This window comes from Gimesia benthica, assembly GCF_009720525.1.
Classification (GTDB): Bacteria; Planctomycetota; Planctomycetia; order Planctomycetales; family Planctomycetaceae; genus Gimesia; species Gimesia benthica.
Genome location: NZ_CP043930.1, coordinates 1,465,891 through 1,489,168, shown reverse-complemented (window position 1 = coordinate 1,489,168; position 23,278 = coordinate 1,465,891). Strand labels below are relative to the sequence as shown.

Below are 23,278 nucleotides of genomic sequence, written 5' to 3'. Positions count from 1 at the left end.
GGGAATCGATTTTGTACTGGTTAGCCGAAGTCTGTGTCAAAAGGCCCGTGTTTGCGCTGATGCTGATTACCGCATTAGTGGTCGCCGGTCTTGTGGCCTTTCCGGAGCTGGGCGTCGATCGCTTTCCTAACATGGACATGCCCTCGATTTATATCCGGACGAACTATCCCGGGGCGGCGTCTCAGGAAGTCGAATCCGAAGTCAGCGCGGTGCTGGAAGATGCGGTCGCAACCGTGGCGGGCATCGAGGAACTGCGTTCGATCTCGCGCGACGGTCGTTCGTTCGTGATCATTACCTTCAATCTGAACCGGAACGTCGACGCTGCGACTCAGGACGTGCGGGATGCGGTTTCGGGGGCGATGAATCTGTTGCCTCCCAATATAGATCCGCCGATCGTGCAGAAACGGGATCTGGAATCGTCGCCGATCATGACGCTGGCGGTTTCGGGACCACGCACCTCGCGGGAACTGTATCTGTTTGCAGACCGCTACGTGAAGAACGTGATTGAATCGTCTCCCGGAGTGGGTGAGGTTCAGATTGCGGGGGCCGCGGATCGGGCGGTGAAGGTGGATATCGACGCGGACCGTCTGGCGGCTTACCAGATGTCGATCCTGCAGATCCGGGATGCACTGGTGCGACAGAATACCGAAGTTCCCGGGGGACGCCTGGACCAGGGCTTCCGCGAGCGGTCCCTGCGGACGATGGGCCGCATTGCCGACGCGAGCAATTTTCCGAATCTGGTGGTCGATACGATCAACGGGACGCCGGTCCGACTGGCCGACCTGGGAACAGTGAGCGACGATACCAAGGAAGTCCGCACGATTGCGCGGTTGAATCAGGCGCCGGCGGTTGTGTTGACGATTCAGAAACAGTCGGGAGAAAATACGGTTGCGGTGGTGGAAGGCATTAAAAAGATGCTGCCCCGCAGCCAGGAACTGCTGCCCGATGATGTGACGGTCAGCGTGGTGCAGGATCAATCCCGCTATATCGTGACGGCACTGCACGAACTGGAAAAGCACCTGATTTCCGGTAGTATTCTGGCCTGTATCACCGTGCTGTTGTTTATGCGATCCTGGCGATCCACGGTGATTGCCTCGGTGGCGATTCCCGCTTCGATCATTTCCACGTTTGCTTTCATGAAACTGTTCGGCTTCACCTTGAACAACGTGACCATGCTGGCACTGGTACTGATGGTGGGGGTGGTGATCGATGATGCCATTGTGGTGCTGGAGAACGTGTTCCACTGCATCGAAGAGCGGGGGATGACTCCCCACGACGCCGCGATTTACGGAACCAAGGAAATCGGGCTGGCGGTGCTGGCGACCACCATTTCACTGGTGATCGTCTTTCTGCCGGTGTCGTTTCTGTCGAGCGTCACCGGGCGACTGCTGTTCCAGTTCGGATTGACGGCGACGGTGGCGATTCTGGTTTCGATGCTCGTCAGTTTCTCCCTGACGCCGATGATGTGCAGCAAGCTGCTCAAGGCAGAGACGCCCAGTCCGAACGGACCGAGTTCCCGTTCGGGATTCTATCACCTGGTGGAAACCTCTTATCTCTGGACGCTGAAACAGTCGCTGCGATTTCGCTGGCTGGTACTGGCGGTTTCCATCGCGGTGATCTTCAGTAACTATCCGCTGTACCAACTGGTGAAACAGGATTACATTCCGCTCAACGTGGATGAGTCCGAGTTCGAAATCCGTCTCGAGGCCCGGCAGGGGGCGACGTTGCAGTCGATGAATGATCTGATTGAGCGGGCCGAGACGATCCTGACAGATACGGAAGGAGTGAAAACGATTCTGCTGACGGTGGGATCCGGAGGTTTCGGCGATGTGAACCGCGCGAGTTTCTTTGTGCGGCTGACCGACAGCGAGACACGTACGTTTTCATTCGATCGTTTCTTCGCCGGACTCATGCACGCCGACCTGACCGCCGCGTTTCGGGGTAATTTCACCCAGCGCGAGAAGATGTCAGAGATCCGCAAGAAACTGAAACAGATTCCCGATACCCGCATCTCGGTGCGAAACCTGACTTCACTCCGGCAGGGGGCGCCGGTGGATATCGACTTTTCGATTACCGGACCGGACATCGACGGTCTGCTGGAGTTCAGTAACAAGCTGCGCGAAAAGGTCAAAACGATTCCGGGAATCGTGGACGTCTATTCCACGCTGCAGATTGATAATCCGGAACTGCTGGCCCGCATCGATCGCGAACGGGCGGCTGCTTTGGGCATTGATGTGCGGGAGATTGCCGATACGCTGCGGGTTGCAGTCGGCGGAGATGATCGTGTTTCCCGATACCGCGACCGGAGTGTGGACGACGCTTACGATGTCGAGCTGCGACTGGTCGGGCTGGACCGGGGGGATATCCAGTCGGTTTCCCAGTTATACGTGCGGACCAGTCCGCAGGCCCAGGGGGACGTTACTTCCTCCTCGGCACAGACCGGATCGCGGCTGGCGCGGATCGATAACGTGGTCAATTTCGAATACAACACGGCAGCCTCGCGCATTGACCGGTTGAATCGACAGAAGATGGTCGCCGTGCGGGCGAACCTGGCGCCGGGCTATGCTTTGGGCGACGGAATCGAGGCGATGAAAGCGGCTGCGGAAGAGATCGGAATTCCGGATGGCTACAATACGATGGTGCTGGGGGGCGGCCGCGAACTGGAACGCACACTCTCGGACTTTGGCTGGACGATGGTGCTGTCGTTCGTCTTCATGTATATCGTGCTGGCGGCCCAGTTTGAAAACCTGGTACATCCGATGGTGATTCTGCTTTCGCTGCCTCTGGCGGTTCCCTTTGGTCTGTTGAGTCTGCACTGGGGAGGCGAGACGCTGAACCTGTATTCGGCCTTGGGGATTCTGGTGCTGTTCGGCGTGGTGAAAAAGGCGGCGATTCTGCAGATCGATCATACGAATGCACTGCAGGAACAGGGTTTCCCCCGTTACCAGGCGATCCTGCAGGCGAACCGCGATCGTCTGCGACCGATTCTGATGACAACTCTCTCTTTCGTGGCGGGACTGATTCCGCTGTTGATTGCCACCGGTCCCGGTGCAGAAGAACGGCGGTCTATCGCAGTGCTGGCGGTAGGGGGACAGACGCTGTCACTGCTACTGACCCTGCTGGCGATTCCCGTGCTGTATACGTTCTTCGATGATCTCTCGGCCCTGTTCATGAAGTGGACCGGCAACGAGAAGAAGAAGCCAGCTGCGCCCGAGCACAGTGTGCCACATGAAGTTCCGCCCGTGCATGTGCTGGCAGCGCATATTCCACCCCCTGAACCCGCACCGACGAGTTCGGATCAGACTTGAAGCGTGGGTGACAGGTCAGCCGTCGGGAGAATCGGACTTACTTATTGACTTCCCGCAGATATGGCAGTAGCCTGAAATATGCTTAAGTGATGTCTCCCGCCAAAGGAATGGTTTGTGAAGAGGAAACATCGATGTCTCTATCCCGTCCTGTCTGGCAAAGCACGTCTTCCCCGATTTCCCTCAAAGAGCAGGCTCAGGCTGGTTACGACCACTGCAGTCACTCTGGAACAGGTATATGACAACCATGCGCTCTACCCTGAATACCGTCGTTGTGTTGTTGTGTCTGGCACTGTTATCTGTTGAAAGCCGTTTGCAGGCTGCGGAGGGTTCGCGGGTGACTCGTGATTTGCAGGTCCTGTACACGTTTGAAGCGGGCCAGGGGAATCTGATTCAGGATCGCTCGGAGGTCGGGGAACCGCTGAATCTGAACATTAAGAATCCGTCCGAGATCAAGTGGCAGAATGGTGCAGTGACCGTCAAGGGGTCGGCCCGGATTCAGTCAACAGAGCCGGCCAGTAAACTCATTAAAGCACTTCGGCGGGCGAATGCATGTACCATGGAAGTCTGGTTGAAACCGGCCCATGATCGGCAGAAGGGACCCGCGCGGATTGTTTCGTTGTCGCGTGATCCGAATCTGCGTAATGTGACGCTCGGGCAGGAGGGCAGACGCTATGATGTGCGTTTGCGGACGACATCCACCAGCGGGAACGGCATGCCTTCCATGACGTCTCCGGATCGACTGGCTCAACCCCGGCTGACGCATGTGGTCTATACCCGCGATCCAGCGGGAAGGGCACTGCTGTATGTGAATGGAAAGTTGCAGGCCGAGAAACGAATCCGGGGGAACCTGTCCAACTGGGATCAGTCCTTCTCATTGACACTGGCAAATGAAGCGACCGGCGATCGTCCCTGGCAGGGGGATCTGTTTCTGGTGGCCGTTTATAGTCGGGCGCTGACCAAAGCGGAAGTCGAGCAGAATTATCGCGCGGGAGAAAAGGGGAAACCTTCCGAGCAGGATCTGCTGGCGCTGGCCCAGGCGAAGCAGAGAAAGCTGTTTGAAACGAAAGTCGCACCGCTGCTGGCACAGAACTGCCTGGAATGTCATGACGCCGCCAGCCGGAAAGGGGGACTGGACCTGTCGCACAAAGCGACTGCCTTCGCGGGTGGGGAGAGTGGAAAAATCATCGTGCCGGGGTCTGCGGAGAAAAGTCTGCTGTGGGAACAGATCGTCTCGGGTGATATGCCGCCCGGAAATACACCACTCAAGCCGGCTGAGAAAGCGTTACTCAAAGAGTGGCTGAACGGCGGCGCACACTGGTCGGTGAACATGATTGATCCCGCCATCTATAACGGAAACAGCAGTGCGCAGGAGATCTGGGTGCAGCGGCTGACGATTCCGGAATACATCGAGACGGTCAAAAGCACGGTAGGCGTGGATATCAGCCAGGAGGCCTACGAACTGCTGCCGCCTGATCTGCGGGCCGATGGTTTCAGCAATACCGCGTACAATCTGAATGTGGACCTCAAGCATGTGCAGGCGTATTCCCGGCTGGCGGAACTGATTGTCCAGCGGATGGACGTCCTGAAGTTTGCGAGGCGGTTTTCCAGTTCGCGGAGCCTGAATACGGATGCCACGATGCGAAAGTTTGTGGGGGCGATGGGACAGTGGCTGTTCCGCGGTCCGCTGGACGAGCGTGAGATTACGAACTTCAGCGGGATCGCGACGACGGTGGCCAGCGCGGGGGGCACCTATGAACAGGGAGTCTCGCTGATTGTGGAAGCGATGCTGCAGTCTCCCCGGTTCATTTATCGGATTGAATCGCAACGAGGGGACGGGGCGGCGTTTACCGCAGGGAACTTTGAACTGGCATCGCGATTGAGTTACATCATCTGGGGTGGACCTCCTGATGAAGAGCTGCTCAAGGCGGCGCAGGCAGGGAAGCTGACCGATGAGGAAGTCTGTCGGAAACAGGTGGCGCGGATGCTGAAAGATCCACGTGCGGTGGAACGCTCGGCTCAGTTTGTTTCCGACTGGTTGAACCTGGATCGGCTGGCCAATATGCGACCGAACGAGTCGCGGTTCCCGGAATGGGATCCGCAACTGGGGCTGGATATGCGCGCGGAGACGCTGGCATTCTTCAAGGAGATTGCCTGGAGGGAAAACCGACCGTTGTCAGATCTATTCAATGCCCAGGTGACTTTCGCGACGCCACAACTAGCCCGGCATTACGGTTTGACACCGCAGGGTGAGGGGCTGCAGCGGTACGATCTGTCGAAGGTTCCCGCACGGGGCGGCTTGCTGACGCAGGGGAGTATTCTCACGATGGGCGGGGATGATGCATCAATGGTGACCCGCGGGCTGTTTGTTTTGAAAGATCTGCTGCGAGGCGTAATCGGTGCACCGCCGCCGGGCGTGGATACCACACCGGTGCCTTCGCGACCGGGACAGTCACAAAGGATGATCGCCGAAAAGCGGATGGCCAACGAGGCGTGTGCGGGCTGTCATACCCGGTTCGAACCGCTGGCATTCGGGCTGGAGAAGTATGATGGCATCGGCGCGTTTCACGAGATCGATGAATATAAGAACCGACTGCGGAGCGATGGTGAAATCCTGGTTCCGGGGACGGCGAAACCGGTGGCATTCAGCACGCCCGCGGAGTTGATGGATCTGCTGGCCGAAAGCGAGCGGGTGCGTGAGACGATCACCTGGAAGCTGACGCAGTTTTCGCTGGGACGCCCTTTGGGGCCCGCGGATGCGTCGACGGTACAAAAAATTCATGAAGCGTCCCAGCAGGGGGGCGGTACTTATCCGAGTCTGCTCACCGCGATTGTGATGAGCGATCTGGTGCAGAAGGTGCGTACCGAGGGGCAGAGTGACTAAGCTGGTGGAGCTTCTTGTTTAGAAAATACTGGTGTCCTGATCTCAGCCGTTTATCATATCAATATTATCAACCACAGGCGGGAGACGTTTCTATGAGTCATGTGCTGCTCAATCGTCGGATGTTGCTGAAGGGACTGGGGTCGGCTGCGATCGGCTTACCGCTGCTGGAGGAGATGATTCCGTCCAGCCTGGCCGCTGCGGCGCAGCCACAGGTTCCGGTGCGGGCGTTTAATGTCTTTTTTGGTCTGGGGATTCCCGCTCCGCTGCAGACCGAAGGCTTCGACGATGTGCTGGAGCCGCTCAAACCACTGCAGGACAAGCTGCTGATCATGCGGAATGTGGACCAGGTGCGCTGCGATGAAAAGGGGATCAACGCGCATTACGACGGTGCTTCCGGCGCCTTTACGGCTGAACCGCCCGATGGGGAAGCCAAAGCGGGCGGCCCGTCGATTGACCAGGTGATTCGTCAGACGCATTATCCGAAAGGGCTGCCGAGCGGGATGGTGCCAACGCTGATTGGGGGGACATTCTTCCGCCGCAGCCGCGTGGGCCGCTATGTGCACAGTTATAATCTGGACGGCACGGTGGCCGCGACGATTCAGGAAAAGCCCCGCGATCTGTTTGAGCGGGTGTTCGGGACGGTCTCTGCCGGAGGTTCGGGAAACGATGCAGCGCAGCGACGGTTGCGCCGGAGCGTACTGGATACGGTCGTGGAGGATTACCGGTTCTATACGGGCCAGAATTCGCCCCTCGGTTCAGCATCGAAAGCGAGGGTGGCCGATCACCTGGACCGGATTCGCGAATACGAGCGGCGGGCGTTTGCGATGCAGCACAAGAATCGGAACGCACCAGAGCCGCCGCCCCGTTCGAAGATTCCGCACGGCGGTCCGGCTGATCCGGGAGGGCAGGGGATTGATATCACGGTGGAAGAGCTTACCAGCGAATGGCGACTGCTGGCGGACATTTATGCCCTGGCAATTCAGATGGATCGGGTCCGCTTCGGTTCGCTGACATTCCTGGCGGCGGGCGAGCGGATTCGTCTGACCGGCGATTACGAGTATAACGGCGAGAAACGCTGGACGTTCGATGATCCGAGCCAGTTGAGGGCCAGCGGTGACAAAGGTTGCAGCCACGAGTGGTGGCATAAGTTCAACGAAAAGAAAAAGAACGAGGCTCTGCGGGCTCACGCGCATTTGAAGATGCGGGAGGTTTCCTATTTCCTGCAGGCGCTCAACAGTGGCGACGCCCGGGAGGCGAATGGGCGGACGATTCTGGAGAACTCGCTGATCACGATCTCGACCGAATCCGGCGACGGGCGGCACAACGATGTGAAACGTGAACTGTCGGGCGTGTTCCATTGCATCACCGGTGCCAATGGCCGGTTCAAGACCGGACAGATCATGGACGTGGGCCAGGAGGGGCTGGACGTGTATAATACGCTGCTGGACGCCTTTGGTGCGAAGGTGAAACTGGGACCAGCGAAACGTGACGCGACGGCTGTAGATGCGATCCGTGCGTAAGGTACTTTATGTATGAGCGTTGCAGTAATAAATGAGTGAACAACTGATGGATCGTTTTTTCTTTCTGCTGAGGGTGCTGTGGGCACTGCCGAATACGTTGTTGGGGCTGATGATTGGCGGGGTGGGGCTCTGCTTTGGTGGACGGGCGCGTGTGCGGAGGCCGGCGATCGAGTTCTATGATGGCGGCGTTAAATGGCTGATTCAGCGGCTGCCGCACGGTCAGCTTACGCTGGCGTTGACGCTGGGGCATACGATCCTGGGGCAGACGGATGCGTCGCTGGATATTTCGCGGAAGCATGAAGCCGTGCATGTCAGGCAGTACGAGCGCTGGGGGCCGTTCATGCTGCCCGCTTACTTTCTGTCGTCGGTGTATATGTGGCTGACTGGCCGTCGGTTCTATCGCGATAATCCGTTCGAGCGGGAAGCCTATGACGCCGACGGTGGGGAGCAGGATGCCTGATTTTCCTCCATGAAGATGACGAGAAGCGCTGCGAGGCGATTGTCGCGTGGGGCTTCGAGTGTTAAGGTCAGAGGCAGGCTCGCACATCTTTATGACAGGTAGTGCTTCTTATTTCGAACGGTCCATAGCAAAGTCGTTTCAACCGGAGCTAAGGCCCTGCGGCTAATTTGGATTATTCTGTAGATGCAGTCCGGCAATCGAGAGTAACAGTATCCCCCTGGACTCATTCCATATAATTAAATAAACACTACCCGGGCAATTCCTGGTCTCTAACGGAAAACGAATGACATGTGGCTGCACGCTTCCTGTAAACTGGACTTTGAAATTCCCGTCGCGACTCCCTTTATTCTGATGCTGCGTCCGCGGAGTGGCAGTCAACAGTGGGTGGCTCGCGAGCAATATATGTTGAACCCCAGCACCGAGGCGGTTGAGTTTACCGATCTGTTCGGTAATCTGTGTCAGCGGCTGGTGGCGCCAGCGGGTTTCTTTTCGATTCAGACCGCCTTTGATATCGAAGTGGCCGACAGCTCTGATGTCGCACCCGGGGCGCCGTTTGTACCAGTGGAACAGCTGCCGGACCCGACGCTGCCGTTCCTGCTGCCCAGCCGGTATTGTGAATCGGATCGTTTCTCGCAGATGGCAGCATCGCTGGTGGAAGGGATCAATCCGGGTTACAACCAGTGCGCAAAAATCGTGGAGTACATTCAGAACTCCCTGGCCTATACGCCGGGTGAGGGGCAGGAAATCATCAGTGCGACTGAGGTGAATCAGAAGTCGCAGGCCGTCTGTCGCGATATGGCGCACCTGGGCATCGCCTGCTGCCGGGCGCTTTCGATTCCCGCGCGGATGGTGGTGGGTTACCTGGAACCACTCCGGCCGATGGATCTGCATGCCTGGTTTGAGGCGTATGTCGGCGGTCGCTGGTACACGTTTGATCCGACACAGCAGACGCTGGCCGGGGGACGCGTGGCGATTGCCTACGGGAGAGATGCCGCGGATGTCGCCGTCTACACGCAGTTTGGAGATCCAGTGGAGATCTTGAATATGGAAGTGCATGTGGAGCAGATTTCGGCACCGACTGACTGAGGTGGGTTCACTTGACACACTGAACTTTTTCTGATGCAGGCGTGTCAGAGACTCATTGTGCAGGTGAAAAAAATGAGCCCCGTGAAAGTCAGAGAGAGAACAGAGATGTCTGATCCCATCGATGCGAATAAAGTTGTGGTGTTGACGGGAGCCGGAATCAGTGCCGAGAGCGGATTACCGACGTTCCGGGATATGGGCGGACTGTGGGAACAGTACGAGATTACCGAGGTGGCTTCGCCCGAGGCGTGGGAACGGGATCCGCAACTGGTGCTGGATTTTTATAATGCGCGTCGCACGCAGGCGGTGGCGGCTGAACCGAATGCGGCACATCAGGCGCTGGCGGAACTGGAACGCCGGTATGACGTGGTGGTGATTACTCAGAATGTGGATGACCTGCATGAGCGCGGGGGTTCCTCGAATGTGATTCACGTGCATGGCGAACTGGTGAAAGCCCGCAGTACGGCTGATCCGGAGCTGATTTATGAAATCGGCGGGAAGGAAATTCAGCTGGGCGATCTCTGCGAAGCGGGTTCCCAGTTGCGGCCACACATTGTCTGGTTTGGAGAAATGATTCACAACACGGACGTGGCGGTCGCAGAGATCCGCAGCGCGGGGAAAGTGCTGGTGGTGGGGACTTCGCTGTCGGTGTATCCGGCGGCTGGTCTGGTTGAACTGTCGCGTGCAGGGGCGGAAAAACTGATCGTGAGCCCGGATCTGGAGCAGGAGCCTGTCGGTTTTGACTGGATCAGGGGGACGGCGGTGGAGCATGTGCCGCAGATAGTACAGCGGTGGCTGGAAGGGGAGTGAGGAGGATTCACAGGAGTGTTACTTGATTCCGGCGATATAGTCGTCCAGTCTGGCTTTGGCTCTGGTGTATTCGGTCTCAGCCTCGGTGTACCTTTCTGGTTCAGGATTGACTACATAGAGGGACCAGTAATGCACCTGTTCGAGGGCCTGCACCGTTTCCGAAAACAGAAAGAAAGCCTCTTGTGTCTCAATCGGGCGAATTGATTTGTGGGTATTTTTGAGACGGAATCCATAGTTGACGACCAGCCGGTTCGCCTGCAGGTTGTTTTTGTTCGTCCATTGGGCATAGACGCCCTGTTGCAGCAGTTGCAAATGTAGTTTGTAAGCGTCTTCGATTGCCTTGGCATAGCGTTGCAGCTTCTTTTTTTCTTTACTGGCAACTTGATCTGCCTCACCGGGACGGAATTCGAATTCTCTCGATGTCGTCACGGCAACATGTCCCATAAACAGCGCCAGTTGCCGATCTACCAACGGCCCCTGCAGATTTGCTCCTGCCGAGCCCGCAATCTCGTAGAAGTCTTTTGGTTGAGCAGATAACTTTCCAAACATCGAATAGCTATATACCCAGACCTGTGCTGCAACCTGATATTTTCCAGTCTTAAATTTGTGAGGGTCCTTGAGGGTGACTGTAAAAGTACTCTGTGGTGTCACTGTTGCTTTTCCCGCAGGCACCCAATCCGCGGTTATTCCACCTAAACGCTGCAAATGTCGCCCGCCTTTAATGGAGGGCATTAAGTCAGGCCTGGCGGTCGGATCAGCTTGAATCGTGACTTCTGTTCCCGGGGGAAGATTGGTCTTACCGCTGATGATCAGGGTTGTGTCATTGATGATTTTTGGTTCATCAAGGTTGAGTTGGACCTGGATCAGTTGTGCGGATGCGATGCGGACAGGCAGGCAGAGGGTGGCGATTACAAGCAGGAACACGTGTAAATTCATGGTGACACCTGCTCTCTTAATCACTGTACCGGGATGCTTGCGGGCATTGCGAGTCGAGTGAGATGATGTTGACCAGAAAGAGATGTAGCGGTCAGACGCGTCTATCCTGAGGATAAGCGCGTCAGTGGTCAGCGTCAATATCGGGCCCCGATTCAGACTTTGATAGCGCTGAGTTTTCACGGTGCTCAGATTGGCTCCTCCCGTGCATTACATCTCATCGATTCTTCTATACGGCTCGATGACAATCCCTAGAATGACATTGAGCCCGGTCTTCTGGTAAGCGAAGTCGGGGCGTTCTCTCTCCTGTATTCAAGGGCGGTTTCACCAGTGGATTACTCTCTCAACAATGATGTGTGGATCATCATGAATCACTTGCTGCATCTGTTGTTCGACGAGGGTGATCTTCGTCAGGGGCGCGGGGGTGTCAAGCGAAAATTGTGCTGTGGGCTGCGGGTGAGTTTGCCTGAGTTTTCGGTGAGTTGCATTTCAAATGCTCTGAAAGTGCTCCGAAATGATTTGAAAATCTACGAGACAGCTCGAACCGGTTCTGAATGTTCCGGTGAAAAGATGGAAAAATCGACGGCGATTCAGGTGCTTCTGAGTAACTTGTGGTCGGTGTTCCAGTGCACGCATCGTCCGCCTCGCGCGCGAAGCACAATTGCAACACTTTATGGATCAGGAAGTGGGGATCAAGTCCAGTTTGTGCACTGGAGGATCGAGAACCAGGGGGCAAAAGTGTGGTCACCTGAGGCAGATTTGAAGCAGGGCGCAAAAAAAATGCGTCCGTCGAAGGAAGACACGGACGCATTCCAACACTACGGGAAATATGTTAGCCCTGGTCGTCGAAGCCGTAGCGTTAGCGCTGAGTGGTACTCTGGAAATCCATTAGAGCAGAGTACCACATAAACCAGTATCGTCATCTGACATCCCGGGGGATGAGCGAGATAATTAATTTCATTACCAAACAGATCAGAGAATGTGAATCAGTGCGAGACAGTGACTTCCGGTTCGTCTGCGAGTGGGGCCGATTCGATGTCCTGTCGGGGACCGAAAAATTCGAAATGAATTCGATCTGCAGGGACATTCAAGGCTTTCAGGCTGGCATAAACGTTCTGCATAAATGGTTTCGGGCCACAGAAGTAGAAGTTGGCTGCGGTGAAGGGAGTCCATTCACGCAGGATGTTTTCACTGAGGATTCCCGTTTCGTCGCAGTTCTGATTTTCCAGATCGTCTGCCAGTGGCTGATCGTAGAGCGTGAGCGTGCGGACGTTGGCACCCTGATTGCGGAGTTCCTGAATCTCTGCAGCAAACGCGTGGGTCTGGCTGTTACGGGCTGCCTGCAGGAAATAGAGCGGGGCTTCGGGCTGAGCCGCGATCAGCGACTGCGCCATCGAGAGCAGGGGGGTCACGCCGACGCCGCCGGCCAGCATGACGGTCGGTGTCTGGCGGGGTTCTGCGGGATCGAGGGTAAACTCACCACAGGGGGGACCGATCTGCAGAGTATCACCCACCTGGACCTGATCGTGCAGGTAAGTGGAGATCAGACCGTCGGGAGCGTCCGCGGTGAGACCGGGTTCGCGTTTGACGCTGATGCGAAACGAATCCTGTCCCGGCTGGTTGGAGAGACTGTAATTGCGGGGAGAAGTGGGAGTCGTCGGGTGATCGATTTTGACGGTGATATATTGACCCGGGAGCCAGGCTGGCAGCGGTTCGTCATCAGCGGGTTTCAGATAGAAGGAGGTAATGACATCGCTTTCGGGCTCTTTGCGATCGACGACAAAGGATCGATAGCCGTTCCAGCCGCCGGCAGCAGTGCGTTGCTCTTCGTAGATCTGACGTTCACGTTCGATACAGACGTCTGCGAGCAGCTGATAAGCTTCGCCGACCGCTGCCAGGATTTCGTCGGTGGCAGCGTCTCCCATAACTTCTTTGATGGCAGCCAGCAGGTGTTTGCCGACGATGGGATACTGTTCGGCCTGGATACCCAGCGAGCAGTGTTTCTGAGCAATCAGTTCGACGGCAGGGGTGAGGGCGGCGAGGTTGTCAATATGGGTGAAATAGGCACAGATGGCACCGGCGAGGGCTTTCTGTTGACCACCGGAATGCTGGTGGGCCTGGTTGAAAAAGGCTTTGACTTCGGGGTTTCCTGCAAACATCTTCTGGTAGAAGACCCGTGTGACGGTTTCCGCGTTGGCGGCGACAACTGGTGTGATTTCCTTGACGATGGCGATGGTTTTGTCACTTAACATTTATGGTTCTCCTGAAGAGCGGCTTGATACCCAAGCGGAAACAGATATACTATACCTAGATGTATAGAATAAGGAATTCTACACGTCAAGGTGTATAATTGGAGCTTTTCGTATTTTTTAGGAAAACAGATGCTTTCAAAGACTCATGAATACGCTTTACGGGCGGCGGCCTGCCTGGCGGGGCAGCCTGGTAAGCCTGCTTCGGCCGATTATCTGGCGGAAAAGACGAAGGTCCCCCGGCGTTATCTGACGCGGGTTCTGCAGGATTTGGCGGCAGCGGGGATTGTGAAATCGCGGAGTGGTCCCAAGGGGGGCTATGAGTTGATTCACGATCCTGCAGAGTTGTCGATTCTGGATATTGTTAATGCGATCGCCCCGATGGAACGGATCAACAGCTGTCCGTTAGGGCTGAAGTCGCATACCAGTCTGTGTCCGCTGCATGCGGAGCTGGATCGCGTGTATGCGGAAGCGGAAGCGGCGTTTGGCAGAGTGACCATTGGGCAGCTGCTGGAATCGACGACAACGATTGTGCCTTTGTGTGAGAGTTAAAGTCTCTCAAGGACAGAGGGACACACTGTGAGGTGGTGATGCAGCAGCCGATTACGGGTTATCAGCAGGACGAATCAGGACACTGGGTGGCGCAGCTGGTTTGTGGCCACAATCAGCATGTTCGCCATGCCCCACCTTTGGAATCGCGTCCATGGGTTCTGAGCGCAGCAGGTCGGGCCGGGATGCTGGGATATCTGCTGGAGTGCAGGAAGTGTGACGAAGGGGCACCCGCCGATACACGGCCGGGCTGACGTCCCGGGTTTCTATTCCCACTGAAATATTGTTGACAAAATGGACGGGCAGGTCTATATTCGGCAAAAGATGTATCACTTATGCATCTTTGTGAAAAGTATGTAAGCATGCGACAAGCGACAAGCGACACAACTATGCGAACTTGTGATTGTGGCTGATGTTACTCTTTCAATGCGCCAGTTGAAGCGGGTGATCTGATCAGGCACTGGTTTTATGAGATCGACGATTCCGTTGATCTTCCCCGTTTTTATTTTCTGAAAGGAAACTTCATGCTCAAGACAGGATTGGTTACCAGCCTCGCAGTGACTGCTCTGTTTCTGTTCAATCTGAATCTCTCTGGCGCCGACCCGCAGGGGGAGAAAACGTCCGGTAAGCAGGCAGCGAAGGGGGGAGCGGAACAGCCTTCCCCGGCAGCGGTCGAACGGACACGCGACACCGTCAAGATGCTGGATGACATCTACAAGAACGCGGTGGTCTTGATTACGGACAAGTATGTGAATGACGAGGAAGACTTCCCGGCAGGGAGTGCAGCAGTCGAGTTGTTCAGGCGGGTGGGGAAGACCGGTTTTCATCAGGTGCGTCTGATTGATGCGACGGGAGAGCCGTACGAACCCAAAAATGTTGCGAAGAGCAAATTTGAAAAGCAGGGGATCAAGCAGCTGAAAGCGGGCAAGTCTTACTATGAGGCCGTGGTGATCAAGGATGGAAAACCTTACCTGCAGGCGATGACGCCGATTCCGGTGGTGATGAAAAAATGTGTGATGTGTCATCCGCATTATAAAGACGCCAAAGAGGGAGAAGCGATCGGCGCGATCAGTTACGAACTGCCTATCCGGTAATTGAATCGAGTGACACAACGGTTGTCATTCTGAGTGAATGAACGCTGATCCCTGCTGGAAGGTAACAAGCGGGGATCAGCTTTATTGAGTGAAGCATGTGAGGCACATGAAAAATAAGAAGCCGTTCATGTTTTTCTGTCAGCGGCCGCTTTGCGGATGGCGAGGGCTTCGGGAACTTCTTTTTTGGCCGGCAGGCGGACGGCGTGTCGTAGAACCCAGCGACGATTTTTAATCTCTTCCGGTTTCTGCATGTCATCAATTTCTGACAGCCATTTGTGACAGACTTCGTAGGCGACTTCAGGATGATCTTTGGCGATATCAGCCAGATGATTGGCTACCGAACGCCGCACATAGAGTTCGGAATCGTCCTTGAGACTTTCCAGCAGAGGCAGTGTGTAACCGGGGTCGTCCTGAAAGTCCCGTAACCGCATCGCCCAGGGAAGCCGGGGGCGTGTTCCTTCACTGACGAGACGCCGCACATGGGGGTTGGCATCTTTCGTCCAGCGTTTGAGCTGTTTCAGACTTTTATCGCGGTGCGCGATCAGAAACGGGCGAATACAGAATTCCGCGGTGAATCGCTGCGTCAATTCGTAACAGACTTTCAAGCCGCTCTCCAGATGGTCGGCACCATACTCGGCGATCAACTGTGAGTGAGGGAAATAAAAGAATGGCGCCAGCCCGTTTTGTTCGGTCGCCTGCAGCCTGGGACCGAGTGACTTGATGAGTAACGGTGCCAGCTCGTCAAAATCTTCCGGCAGCTGTTCGGCCATCGCGTGTGCGATGTTGAGGGCCCGTTCCTTCAGTTCCAGTTTGTTCAAGTTGCGTTTGGCACGTTTCTGGAAAGTGGGGGTGTCGAAGTCCGGTGTTACGTCGGCCAGTGAGACGCCGATCAGCTTCACCAACTGGCCGTTCATAATTTCTTTAAGAGGCGTACCCTTCATGATCGAGGGGCCGACAGCAAACTGTTGTGCGGGGTGCGTTTTCATGCTGGATATTCTACGAAAAGTCACCAGCCACTCAATTGCGACCTGACAACATTGGGGGCTTGTCAGGTTTCCAAATGTGTACTGGGGACATGCCCTCTCAATCTGCTGTCTGTCCTCGCGAATGACTTTCCAGAAACGCGATCAGGTCCCGCAACTCGCGATCCGTCAACGCATGCACCAGACCCTGGGGCATGAAGGAAACCGGCGACTCGACAATCGCCTCCACATCATCCCGATCAAACGTCTTGTTCTGACCGTGAGCATCACGAATCGTCTCCTTCACGTACGACCGCAGCCGGATCCCCGTAAACGTCCGCCCGTCCGTCAGAATGATCGTTCGCGGCTGATATTCCGGAGCCATCTCCCGGCTCGGTTCGAGAATCGAACGCAACAGCCACGCCCGATCCTGCCGATCTCCCAGGCTGCTCAAGTCAGGCCCCACCACATTCCCGCGCCCACTGTGTCGATGACAGTGAGCGCAGTTCGTCAGTCGGGAATGATGAAACAACCGTCGTCCACTCTCCACATCCGCCGACCCCTTGACCCCTTCAACCGCTTTCAGCCACGCACTGGTATCGGTCAGAGCAGGGCGGTCCGTCTTGAGCGCGCCCGGATTCACGGCTGCCTCGAACGCATCCTTTGAATCGGGATGCGCTTTCGCCAGCGTCTTTATTTGTTTCTTCTGCGCATCAGTCAGTTGGATCGAACGCAGACACCGCAGCGCCTCTTCACGAACCACCTGGTCGGGAGAATCCGCCAGCTTGAGCATCAACCCGATCTGCTGTTCCGCCTGCGGCGCGAGTCCCGCAATCGCTTCGGCCCGCAGTACCGAATCCTGTTTCGGATCCGCAGCCAGCTCCGCCAGAATCTTCTGTGACACAATCGGATTCCCCGACAGCGTCCGCACCGCTTCCAGCGACAGCTCCGCATCATTCACCGCCAGCAGTTCTTCCAGCATCGCCAGCGTCAGCCCCTTGGGAAACTGTGTCACCACCTGCTGTCCGGCTTTCGGAGCAGACCGCGACTGCGTTGGCAGCATCCGCAAAGCGTACGCCCGAATCTGCGGGGCACTCTGTTTGTCCTCCACGCGGGCCAGCAGCATCTCCGGATTCCGCACGCCGTCCAACGCCTTGCCGTTCAACGTGTTCCACGCCGCAATCGCTGCTTCGAACCGCTGATAATCCAGATCACTCTGTGCCAGCACCTGTTCCACATCAGGCAGATACGCTTTCAAACCCTTGTCCGAAATCCAGCGGATCGTCTCGAACTGCACGTCCGCATTCTTGTCCTTCAGGAAGACCGGAATCCACGTTGCCGGCTCCGCCTGGGCCAGTTGCAGCGCCAGTACCGCCTGCACCCGTTCCGCCGGTGACCATTTCATGACCTCCGCGGGCGTCCACTTAGACGCTTTGTGAGACAACGCTACCAGTGCCGCCCGGGCCACAAAGGGATCCTGGTTCTGTGCCAGCTGCAACAGTTCTTTCACAGACTGTGTCGCATGTCCGCTCCGTAGATCCGCTGCCAGCTTCGCCTCCTTGGTCGGCGGTTCCAGTTCCAGGGGTCCCACCCAGTCGGCTTTCGTCAGGTCAATCTCGAGCTTCCACACCCGCCCGTAACCATGCGCCTGGTACCGTCCATCAACCCAGTCACACAGATACCATGTCAAGACCTTGCCAGATTCAGGAAGATGGGGTGTATCCTTCGGATCAGCCGCGATACAACTCGGACGAAAATACCGGCCCCCTTTCACAATCGTGATCGGTTTCGAGGTGAAACTCGCTCCCTGTTGCGTGAGCGGAAAAAAGTCGACGCTGTGATCGCCCCACGAAGGGACCAGCAGACCTCGGCCCAGCGGTGCGATCCCACACGGTGCTTCACCCGAAGGATGAATCATCGGCAGCGTCCCCCGCAACTCACCATTCCAGGCCACAAACGGATGATGAGCTTCCGATCCGTAACCCCGCTCGTAACCATAATCGCCCCCTTCGACAATATGCAGCACGCGACATGGTGGCCGTTCTCCGGGATCATTCTCCGCAGCGAAAATCTCCCCATCCGCCCGCACACAGATGCCAAACGGATTCCAGAACCCCTCCGCAATCCGCTTCAACTGTTTCCCATCCGCCGTACAACGGAAGATGCCCCCTTTGCCGGCACCGGTAATCTTCGTCCCGTCGGTCCCCGTCAGCGTCCAGTCCTTGGCGAAGTTTTCTCCGATCGCGAAAATCAGCTTCCCCTGGTTATCCCACGCCAGCCCTTCCAGACCGTTGTGCGGATAGTCTGCTTCACTCTCGAGCACCGCGATATTCTCTTCGACGTCCGCCTTCCCGTCCCCGTCAGTATCCTTGATCCGCAGAATCCGGTCCCGTTCCGCCAGGTACACCCAGCCATCCGGCCCCAGTTCCAGGTCCATCGTCGCGTCGGTCGCGTTGTAGAACACCTGCCGCTTCTGTGCCCGTCCCGCTTTGTCCAGATCGGAAAAGATGAGAATCTCATCATGCTCCGGACCTTCATAATCGTCGGGCCGAAAATGCGTATGCGTCGCCACGACCCAGACCCGCCCCTGTTCGTCCACATCCACGCCGGTCGGCGTCGACAACTGAGGCTGCTCAGCCACCAGCGACAACGTCACACCCGGCTGCACCGCTTTGACCTGGGGAGGACGGTCGTCCGCCGGACTTTGGTCCGCGGGACTCTTGTCCGCGGCGTGAGATGACGAGACCAGCATAGACGTAACTAACAACACAAACAGCGACAGCGATTTCATGATGATCTCTCTTTTGAGGGCAGGGGGTGGGCAGTATCTGCAGGCAGCCATCAACGGCTCCTTATAAGCTAACGCACCGCACCACCCGAGGCAACCGATTCTCACCGCCCGGCGGATGATCATCGTCGCACCACTGACGAAACCCGCACTGCGCACCGGGCACAGCTGCACTTGCTGCTGAAATTGAACTTGATCGGCCCCCGCCGAAGCGTATTGTAGTTCCCCTCTGGCTCGCGCGCGAGGCACGTCCCCGAGCACCGAAACACGCCCCACCTCTGACCGAAGTTCACCTGCACCTCCATCGATTTTCACCGCCTGTCTACCGAAATACCCCGCACCACTTCGCAATGTCAACCCCTCCCAGTTCAGGGCACACCTGGACAAACCCCGGCCGAACAAGGACAAAATCCAGGCCACACCAGGACAAAATCCGGCCACATCGGGACAAAATTCTGTCTTGCCCCCCTCACGCCGATGAAGAAGATAACAGCCAACACCCGAGGAAACCTCACCACAAACCCACACAGCCCAACCCCGTTTCAAATTACAGATCATGTCAGCCAACAATCCCATAACCAACTCCCTTCAGGATCAGAGGTTCAAACTGAAAGTTTCAAATCGCCTCATATCGTATTGACCCGTAGGGGCAGAGCCTGCGTGCCTGCCCGCCTCGCGACATTGTCCAGCAACAAGCCTCCAATGGAACGACATCCAGTCCCCCCCGTGAGCGGCAAAGCGCCAGCTGCCGGTAACCAGGGTCAACACCGAACACAACACCAGTCACAAAAGGTATCCCACCCACTGACAGCTCCCACCAAAACCGTTTTCGTGCCTTTCGAGAATTTCGTGGTAGAAAAAGGGTAAGCCCGAATGCAATTCGGGCCGAGCGCAGCGAGCAGGAAACTGACAGTGTTGTATACCTGAATAGAAATCCTGGTTTACAGTCATCCCAACAAATCAACCACAACCAGAGTCACCAACTCCCCACGCCAAAAGAAAATTAGCCGCAGGGCATTAGCCCCGGTTGAAACGTCTTGGCTAAAGCCCATTCAATATCAGAACCAGAGCCAGCCCCTAAGCAGCAAAGCACAACCCGCCGGTAAACACGGTTGACGCTGCATAAACCACCGGTGGCTAGCGCCATTCCGCTCACAAAAACGAAGCGATCAATCCCGTGAGCGGCAAAGCGCTAGCTGCCGGTAACCAGGGTTACCACCGAATACAACACCAGTCACAAAAGGTATTCCACCCACTGACAGCTCCCACCCAAACCGTTTCGTGAATTTCGTGATTTTCGTAGTAGAAAAACAAACTCCAAGCACCCATTCTACCCATCGGCACCGTCGCACCAACGTGAACATCGCGCATCATTTCCGCCGCGACTGATACCGCACGGCCCCCGCCAGGCAGGCCAGCAACAACACCCCGGCCGTAATCACGGCCGTCATTTGAACCAGAGAAACCAGGCTATTCATAATTCACTCCCGCGTGTCAAAAACCATCAAACAAGTCTGCAGACAGTATCGCCCCGACAAGTAAAACCACGCTGAAGCAAATCTAAAATATCCCTCATCTAAAAAATTAAGCCCCCAGACTGATTCCCAAACGTAGGGGCAGCCCTATGTGGCTGCCCGCCGAACGAAATGACCCGTATAACTCCTCCCCACATCTCAATCTGACAGCGCCTGTGAGCGGCAAAGCGCTAGCTGCCGGTAACCAAGGTCGACACCGAATAAAACACCGGTGACAAAAGAGATTCCACTCAGAAAACCGGTAGCCCCGAATCGAATTCGGGGGGCAAGAGAACGCAATTTTAATGTCCAGGGAAACTTACCCCGCTTTCAGCTCCGCGATATACGGCCCCAGCGCCTTCTCCAGTCGAATCATCGCATCGACCTGCTTTTCGATGATCGCGGGCCACTCTGATTCGTCATCCCGATAGCCACCGTTCATTTCAACCAGAATTCGACTGGCTCTCAGATCGTTCAAACGCCGCCAATCCAGCGGCTCACCAAAAACGGTTTCGATCTGATCTTTTTGAGCGTACAAGGTATCGAAAATCTGTTTATTCTCAGCCGTACTCCCCGTACCACGGTCAATATACAGATCCACAATCGAAGCATGCTGCGTCAGCTTGTAAGTATAGGCCAGACCCCGCACGCCCGAACCCGTTCCGAGCCAGTGATATTCCGAGGGCGAGATATTTGAGTGTAAATCGGTTTTCGTATTGGCATATTCCAACAGTTGCGACCAGTACCGTTTGCGGATCGTATACCGCTCAGCTCGGTCTTTCCGTTCCTGGCGTTCTTTCTCTCGAACCCGCACGGTATACGCGGACGCTTCCGGCAGGGGGACGATCTGCTGCACGTCGACCAGAATCTTCTCGCTATCCTGGTACGGCTTCATCCGCATACAGCGGATATCCAGGTCCCGGTCATTCAGCCAGAGGACGGCCGTCGTCAGTTCCTTGGAAAACTCGGCCGAAGCCAGAATGATCCGCACATCCTGGGCAAAGCGGTCCTCGTCCGGCTCACTCCAGTCGAGATGTTCCAGCAGCGCCTCGCGGGCATTGGTGTTACTGCCGATTTTATGCAGATAGCCGGAAAAGACTTCCACGGCCCGATCGAACGTCATCGCCGAGACCATCGCGGCATAGCGAATCGCCTGCAGCTCCATATGCCCGCCATCTTCGGTCCGCTTAAGTTCGATCACCACCAGGTTGGCATCCTTGTCGACGCCCAGCAGATCAATCCGCCGACTCCCTTCGGTCCACTCCCCGAACTCCTCAGCAATCACCAGCGTATCCGGCGAAATCACCTCCACCTGCATCCGCAACAACCGCTGCAGATCATTCCGCTCCTTCACCCCCACCTTGGCATAAGACGTCTCTTCCAGCTCCCGCAGCCGATCCGCAGTGATTTCTTAAATGGCCATGGCGCAATCTCTTCTGGTCGCAAGTGTGAGTCAGTATGGTGTTCAAAATCCTGAAACAGCATCTTGCCAGAAACCAGTAATCAAATACAAGCTACCAGAATATCAACAGGATAAAAAAGATTAACCCCCAGACAATCACTCAACTCATTCCCCAACCACCAACTTGCGATCACATAACCATTTGCTACACTGGAGAATCGTGCACATTAATGGTTCTCACTTCGGCACTTCCAACACTTCTCGTAGACACAATCGCAGAGACGGGCCATGTATAAGATCGATCAAACCGCCAATCGGATTATTGAAGTTGACTCTCCTAAGTTCTCCGAACTCGGCTTTACCGAACGTCACCATCTGCAGGAATGGCTGGCTCATACGCCGGCCGCCCTGGGGGAAGAACTGCTGATCATCCAGAAAGAATTCGATGGCTTCGACGATACCCGTGAACGACTGGATTTGCTGGCACTCGATAAAGATGGCAATCTGGTCGTCATTGAGAACAAACTTGACGACTCCGGTCGCGATGTCGTCTGGCAGGCCCTCAAATATGCCAGCTACTGCTCTACTTTTACCAAAGAACAAATCATCAAAGCCTATCAGGAATTCTTAAACAAGAATGGTCGTAGCGATGAATACGCTATCTCAAATGTAGTCGAATTTCTGGAATACTCTGATCTGGAAGAAGTAGTACTTAATAGTACCAATACACAGCGGTTGATGTTTGTCGCCGCTAACTTTCGCAAAGAGGTTACCAGTACTGCTCTCTGGCTTTTGGGCAACGGTATCTCCCTGCAGTGTATGAAAGTCACTCCCTATCGACATGACAATGACCTCTATCTCAACGTCGAACAGATCATTCCCACGCCGGAAGCCGAAGAATTGATGATCAGCATCAATGCCAAAGCCAAGGAGGAAAAAGAGACGGTCGTTAAAATGAATAGTGCCTCGCGACTTCGTCATGATTTTTGGGAGCAGACGATTAACGCATTCCAGAACAGCGATTGCCACTTGTTCGAAAATATCAGCCCCAGCAAAGACCAATGGATCAGTGCCGGATCAGGTGTCAGTGGGTGCTCTTTTCTGCTTAACTTCGGTAAGTCAGAAGCACGTATTGAAGTCACTTTAGCTCGTTCCCAACTAAACGAAAATAAATTGATTTTTGATTTACTAAATGCACAGCAAATGCAGCTTGAGGCCGAATTTGGTCACCAATTAACCTGGTATCGAAATGACCCGAAAAAAGTGTCGCGAATTTATTACCCTCTGGACATTGATGGTTACGATAAAGAGACTTGGCCAGAGATCATCGACTGGATGATCAAGCACATGACCCAACTGGAAAAAACCTTCAAAGTACCTCTGCTCGAAGCCGCAGAACAGATGAAAAAGACGCTCCAGGAACCAACCAGCACCGTCTGACATACTTTCTTAAATAATCTTTTTGTGTCTTCTGTGGTTGGTTGCAACAGAACAACTAATCACCCTGTTCCAGTCTGATTTGAACAGCAAATCCCATATTCCCGGGAACTCTGCTCTCCGCCGGCGCGTCAGGAAATTGCTGTGAAAGTTGTTGACAGTCGCTGAGGGGCACTTTTAAGATATAGTGTGCCCCTGTTTATTTGTGGGCACTTTTGTCTAGATCGCCAACGCCATTCTGTGACAGGCAGCGTTTCGCCCTGCTGCCCGCGGTTTCTGCAACTGAGT

Annotated in this window: 16 protein-coding genes; 11 read left to right on the top strand and 5 right to left on the bottom strand. The window is 55.5% G+C overall.

Annotation, left to right across the window (positions count from 1 at the left end):
• Nucleotides 1-11 precede the first annotated feature (11 nt).
• From F1728_RS05635 to F1728_RS05610, 6 genes are all read left to right on the top strand, one after another.
• On the top strand, nt 12-3,308 hold the full coding sequence (locus tag F1728_RS05635) for an efflux RND transporter permease subunit (RefSeq protein ID WP_228030520.1): 3,297 nt from the start codon (nt 12-14) through the stop codon (nt 3,306-3,308).
• Nucleotides 3,309-3,543: 235 nt separating this feature from the next.
• Nucleotides 3,544-6,189: a DUF1592 domain-containing protein gene (locus F1728_RS05630; RefSeq protein ID WP_155363282.1), complete on the top strand. Its 2,646-nt coding sequence runs from the start codon at nt 3,544-3,546 to the stop codon at nt 6,187-6,189.
• Nucleotides 6,190-6,281: 92 nt separating this feature from the next.
• Entirely contained in the window at nt 6,282-7,709 is a 1,428-nt protein-coding gene (locus tag F1728_RS05625) for a DUF1552 domain-containing protein (protein ID WP_155363281.1), read from the top strand.
• Nucleotides 7,710-7,755: 46 nt separating this feature from the next.
• Nucleotides 7,756-8,169 (top strand): hypothetical protein, encoded by a 414-nt coding sequence (locus F1728_RS05620; RefSeq protein ID WP_228030519.1) that lies wholly within the window; start codon nt 7,756-7,758, stop codon nt 8,167-8,169.
• A gap of 288 nt (nt 8,170-8,457) precedes the next feature.
• The gene (locus tag F1728_RS05615; protein ID WP_155363280.1) at nt 8,458-9,255 is read left to right on the top strand and encodes a transglutaminase domain-containing protein; all 798 of its coding nucleotides are present in this window, start codon (nt 8,458-8,460) and stop codon (nt 9,253-9,255) included.
• A 105-nt stretch (nt 9,256-9,360) separates the two neighbouring features.
• Nucleotides 9,361-10,062 carry an SIR2 family NAD-dependent protein deacylase gene (locus F1728_RS05610; RefSeq protein WP_155363279.1) on the top strand — a complete coding sequence of 234 codons (702 nt, stop codon included), beginning with the start codon at nt 9,361-9,363 and terminating at the stop codon, nt 10,060-10,062.
• An 18-nt stretch (nt 10,063-10,080) separates the two neighbouring features.
• Here the strand turns inward: F1728_RS05610 and F1728_RS05605 are convergent, their stop codons facing one another.
• Entirely contained in the window at nt 10,081-11,178 is a 1,098-nt protein-coding gene (locus F1728_RS05605; RefSeq protein WP_155363278.1) for a hypothetical protein, read from the bottom strand.
• 147 nt (nt 11,179-11,325) lie between these two features.
• Here F1728_RS05605 and F1728_RS05600 point away from each other — a divergent pair, with 147 nt between their 5' ends.
• The gene (locus tag F1728_RS05600; RefSeq protein ID WP_155363277.1) at nt 11,326-11,904 is read left to right on the top strand and encodes a hypothetical protein; all 579 of its coding nucleotides are present in this window, start codon (nt 11,326-11,328) and stop codon (nt 11,902-11,904) included.
• Between the two features lie 77 nt (nt 11,905-11,981).
• Here F1728_RS05600 and hmpA read toward each other — a convergent pair whose 3' ends face one another.
• A complete protein-coding gene (gene hmpA, locus F1728_RS05595) occupies nt 11,982-13,247 on the bottom strand; it encodes an NO-inducible flavohemoprotein (RefSeq protein ID WP_155363276.1) in 1,266 nt (421 codons plus the stop codon).
• A gap of 129 nt (nt 13,248-13,376) precedes the next feature.
• On the opposite strand from hmpA, the gene F1728_RS05590 reads away from it, so the two are divergent.
• The 3 genes from F1728_RS05590 to F1728_RS05580 all read left to right on the top strand — a co-directional run bounded on the left by F1728_RS05590 (nt 13,377) and on the right by F1728_RS05580 (nt 14,887).
• Entirely contained in the window at nt 13,377-13,796 is a 420-nt protein-coding gene (locus tag F1728_RS05590; RefSeq protein ID WP_145182396.1) for an RrF2 family transcriptional regulator, read from the top strand.
• A gap of 38 nt (nt 13,797-13,834) precedes the next feature.
• Nucleotides 13,835-14,047, top strand: coding sequence for a DUF3565 domain-containing protein (locus F1728_RS05585; RefSeq protein ID WP_155363275.1), 213 nt, complete (start codon nt 13,835-13,837; stop codon nt 14,045-14,047).
• A gap of 270 nt (nt 14,048-14,317) precedes the next feature.
• Nucleotides 14,318-14,887, top strand: a complete 570-nt coding sequence (locus F1728_RS05580; RefSeq protein WP_155363274.1) for a c-type heme family protein — start codon at nt 14,318-14,320, stop codon at nt 14,885-14,887.
• Nucleotides 14,888-15,012: 125 nt separating this feature from the next.
• Here the strand turns inward: F1728_RS05580 and F1728_RS05575 are convergent, their stop codons facing one another.
• The 3 genes from F1728_RS05575 to F1728_RS05565 form a co-directional block, all read right to left on the bottom strand.
• Entirely contained in the window at nt 15,013-15,873 is an 861-nt protein-coding gene (locus tag F1728_RS05575; protein ID WP_155363273.1) for a DNA alkylation repair protein, read from the bottom strand.
• Between the two features lie 97 nt (nt 15,874-15,970).
• A complete protein-coding gene (locus tag F1728_RS05570) occupies nt 15,971-18,640 on the bottom strand; it encodes a PVC-type heme-binding CxxCH protein (protein ID WP_194242697.1) in 2,670 nt (889 codons plus the stop codon).
• A 1,830-nt stretch (nt 18,641-20,470) separates the two neighbouring features.
• Nucleotides 20,471-21,505 carry a DUF4268 domain-containing protein gene (locus F1728_RS05565; protein ID WP_155363271.1) on the bottom strand — a complete coding sequence of 345 codons (1,035 nt, stop codon included), beginning with the start codon at nt 21,503-21,505 and terminating at the stop codon, nt 20,471-20,473.
• Between the two features lie 336 nt (nt 21,506-21,841).
• Between F1728_RS05565 and F1728_RS05560 the strand changes: the two genes are divergently transcribed.
• A complete protein-coding gene (locus tag F1728_RS05560; RefSeq protein ID WP_155363270.1) occupies nt 21,842-22,993 on the top strand; it encodes a DUF4268 domain-containing protein in 1,152 nt (383 codons plus the stop codon).
• Nucleotides 22,994-23,278 lie beyond the last annotated feature (285 nt).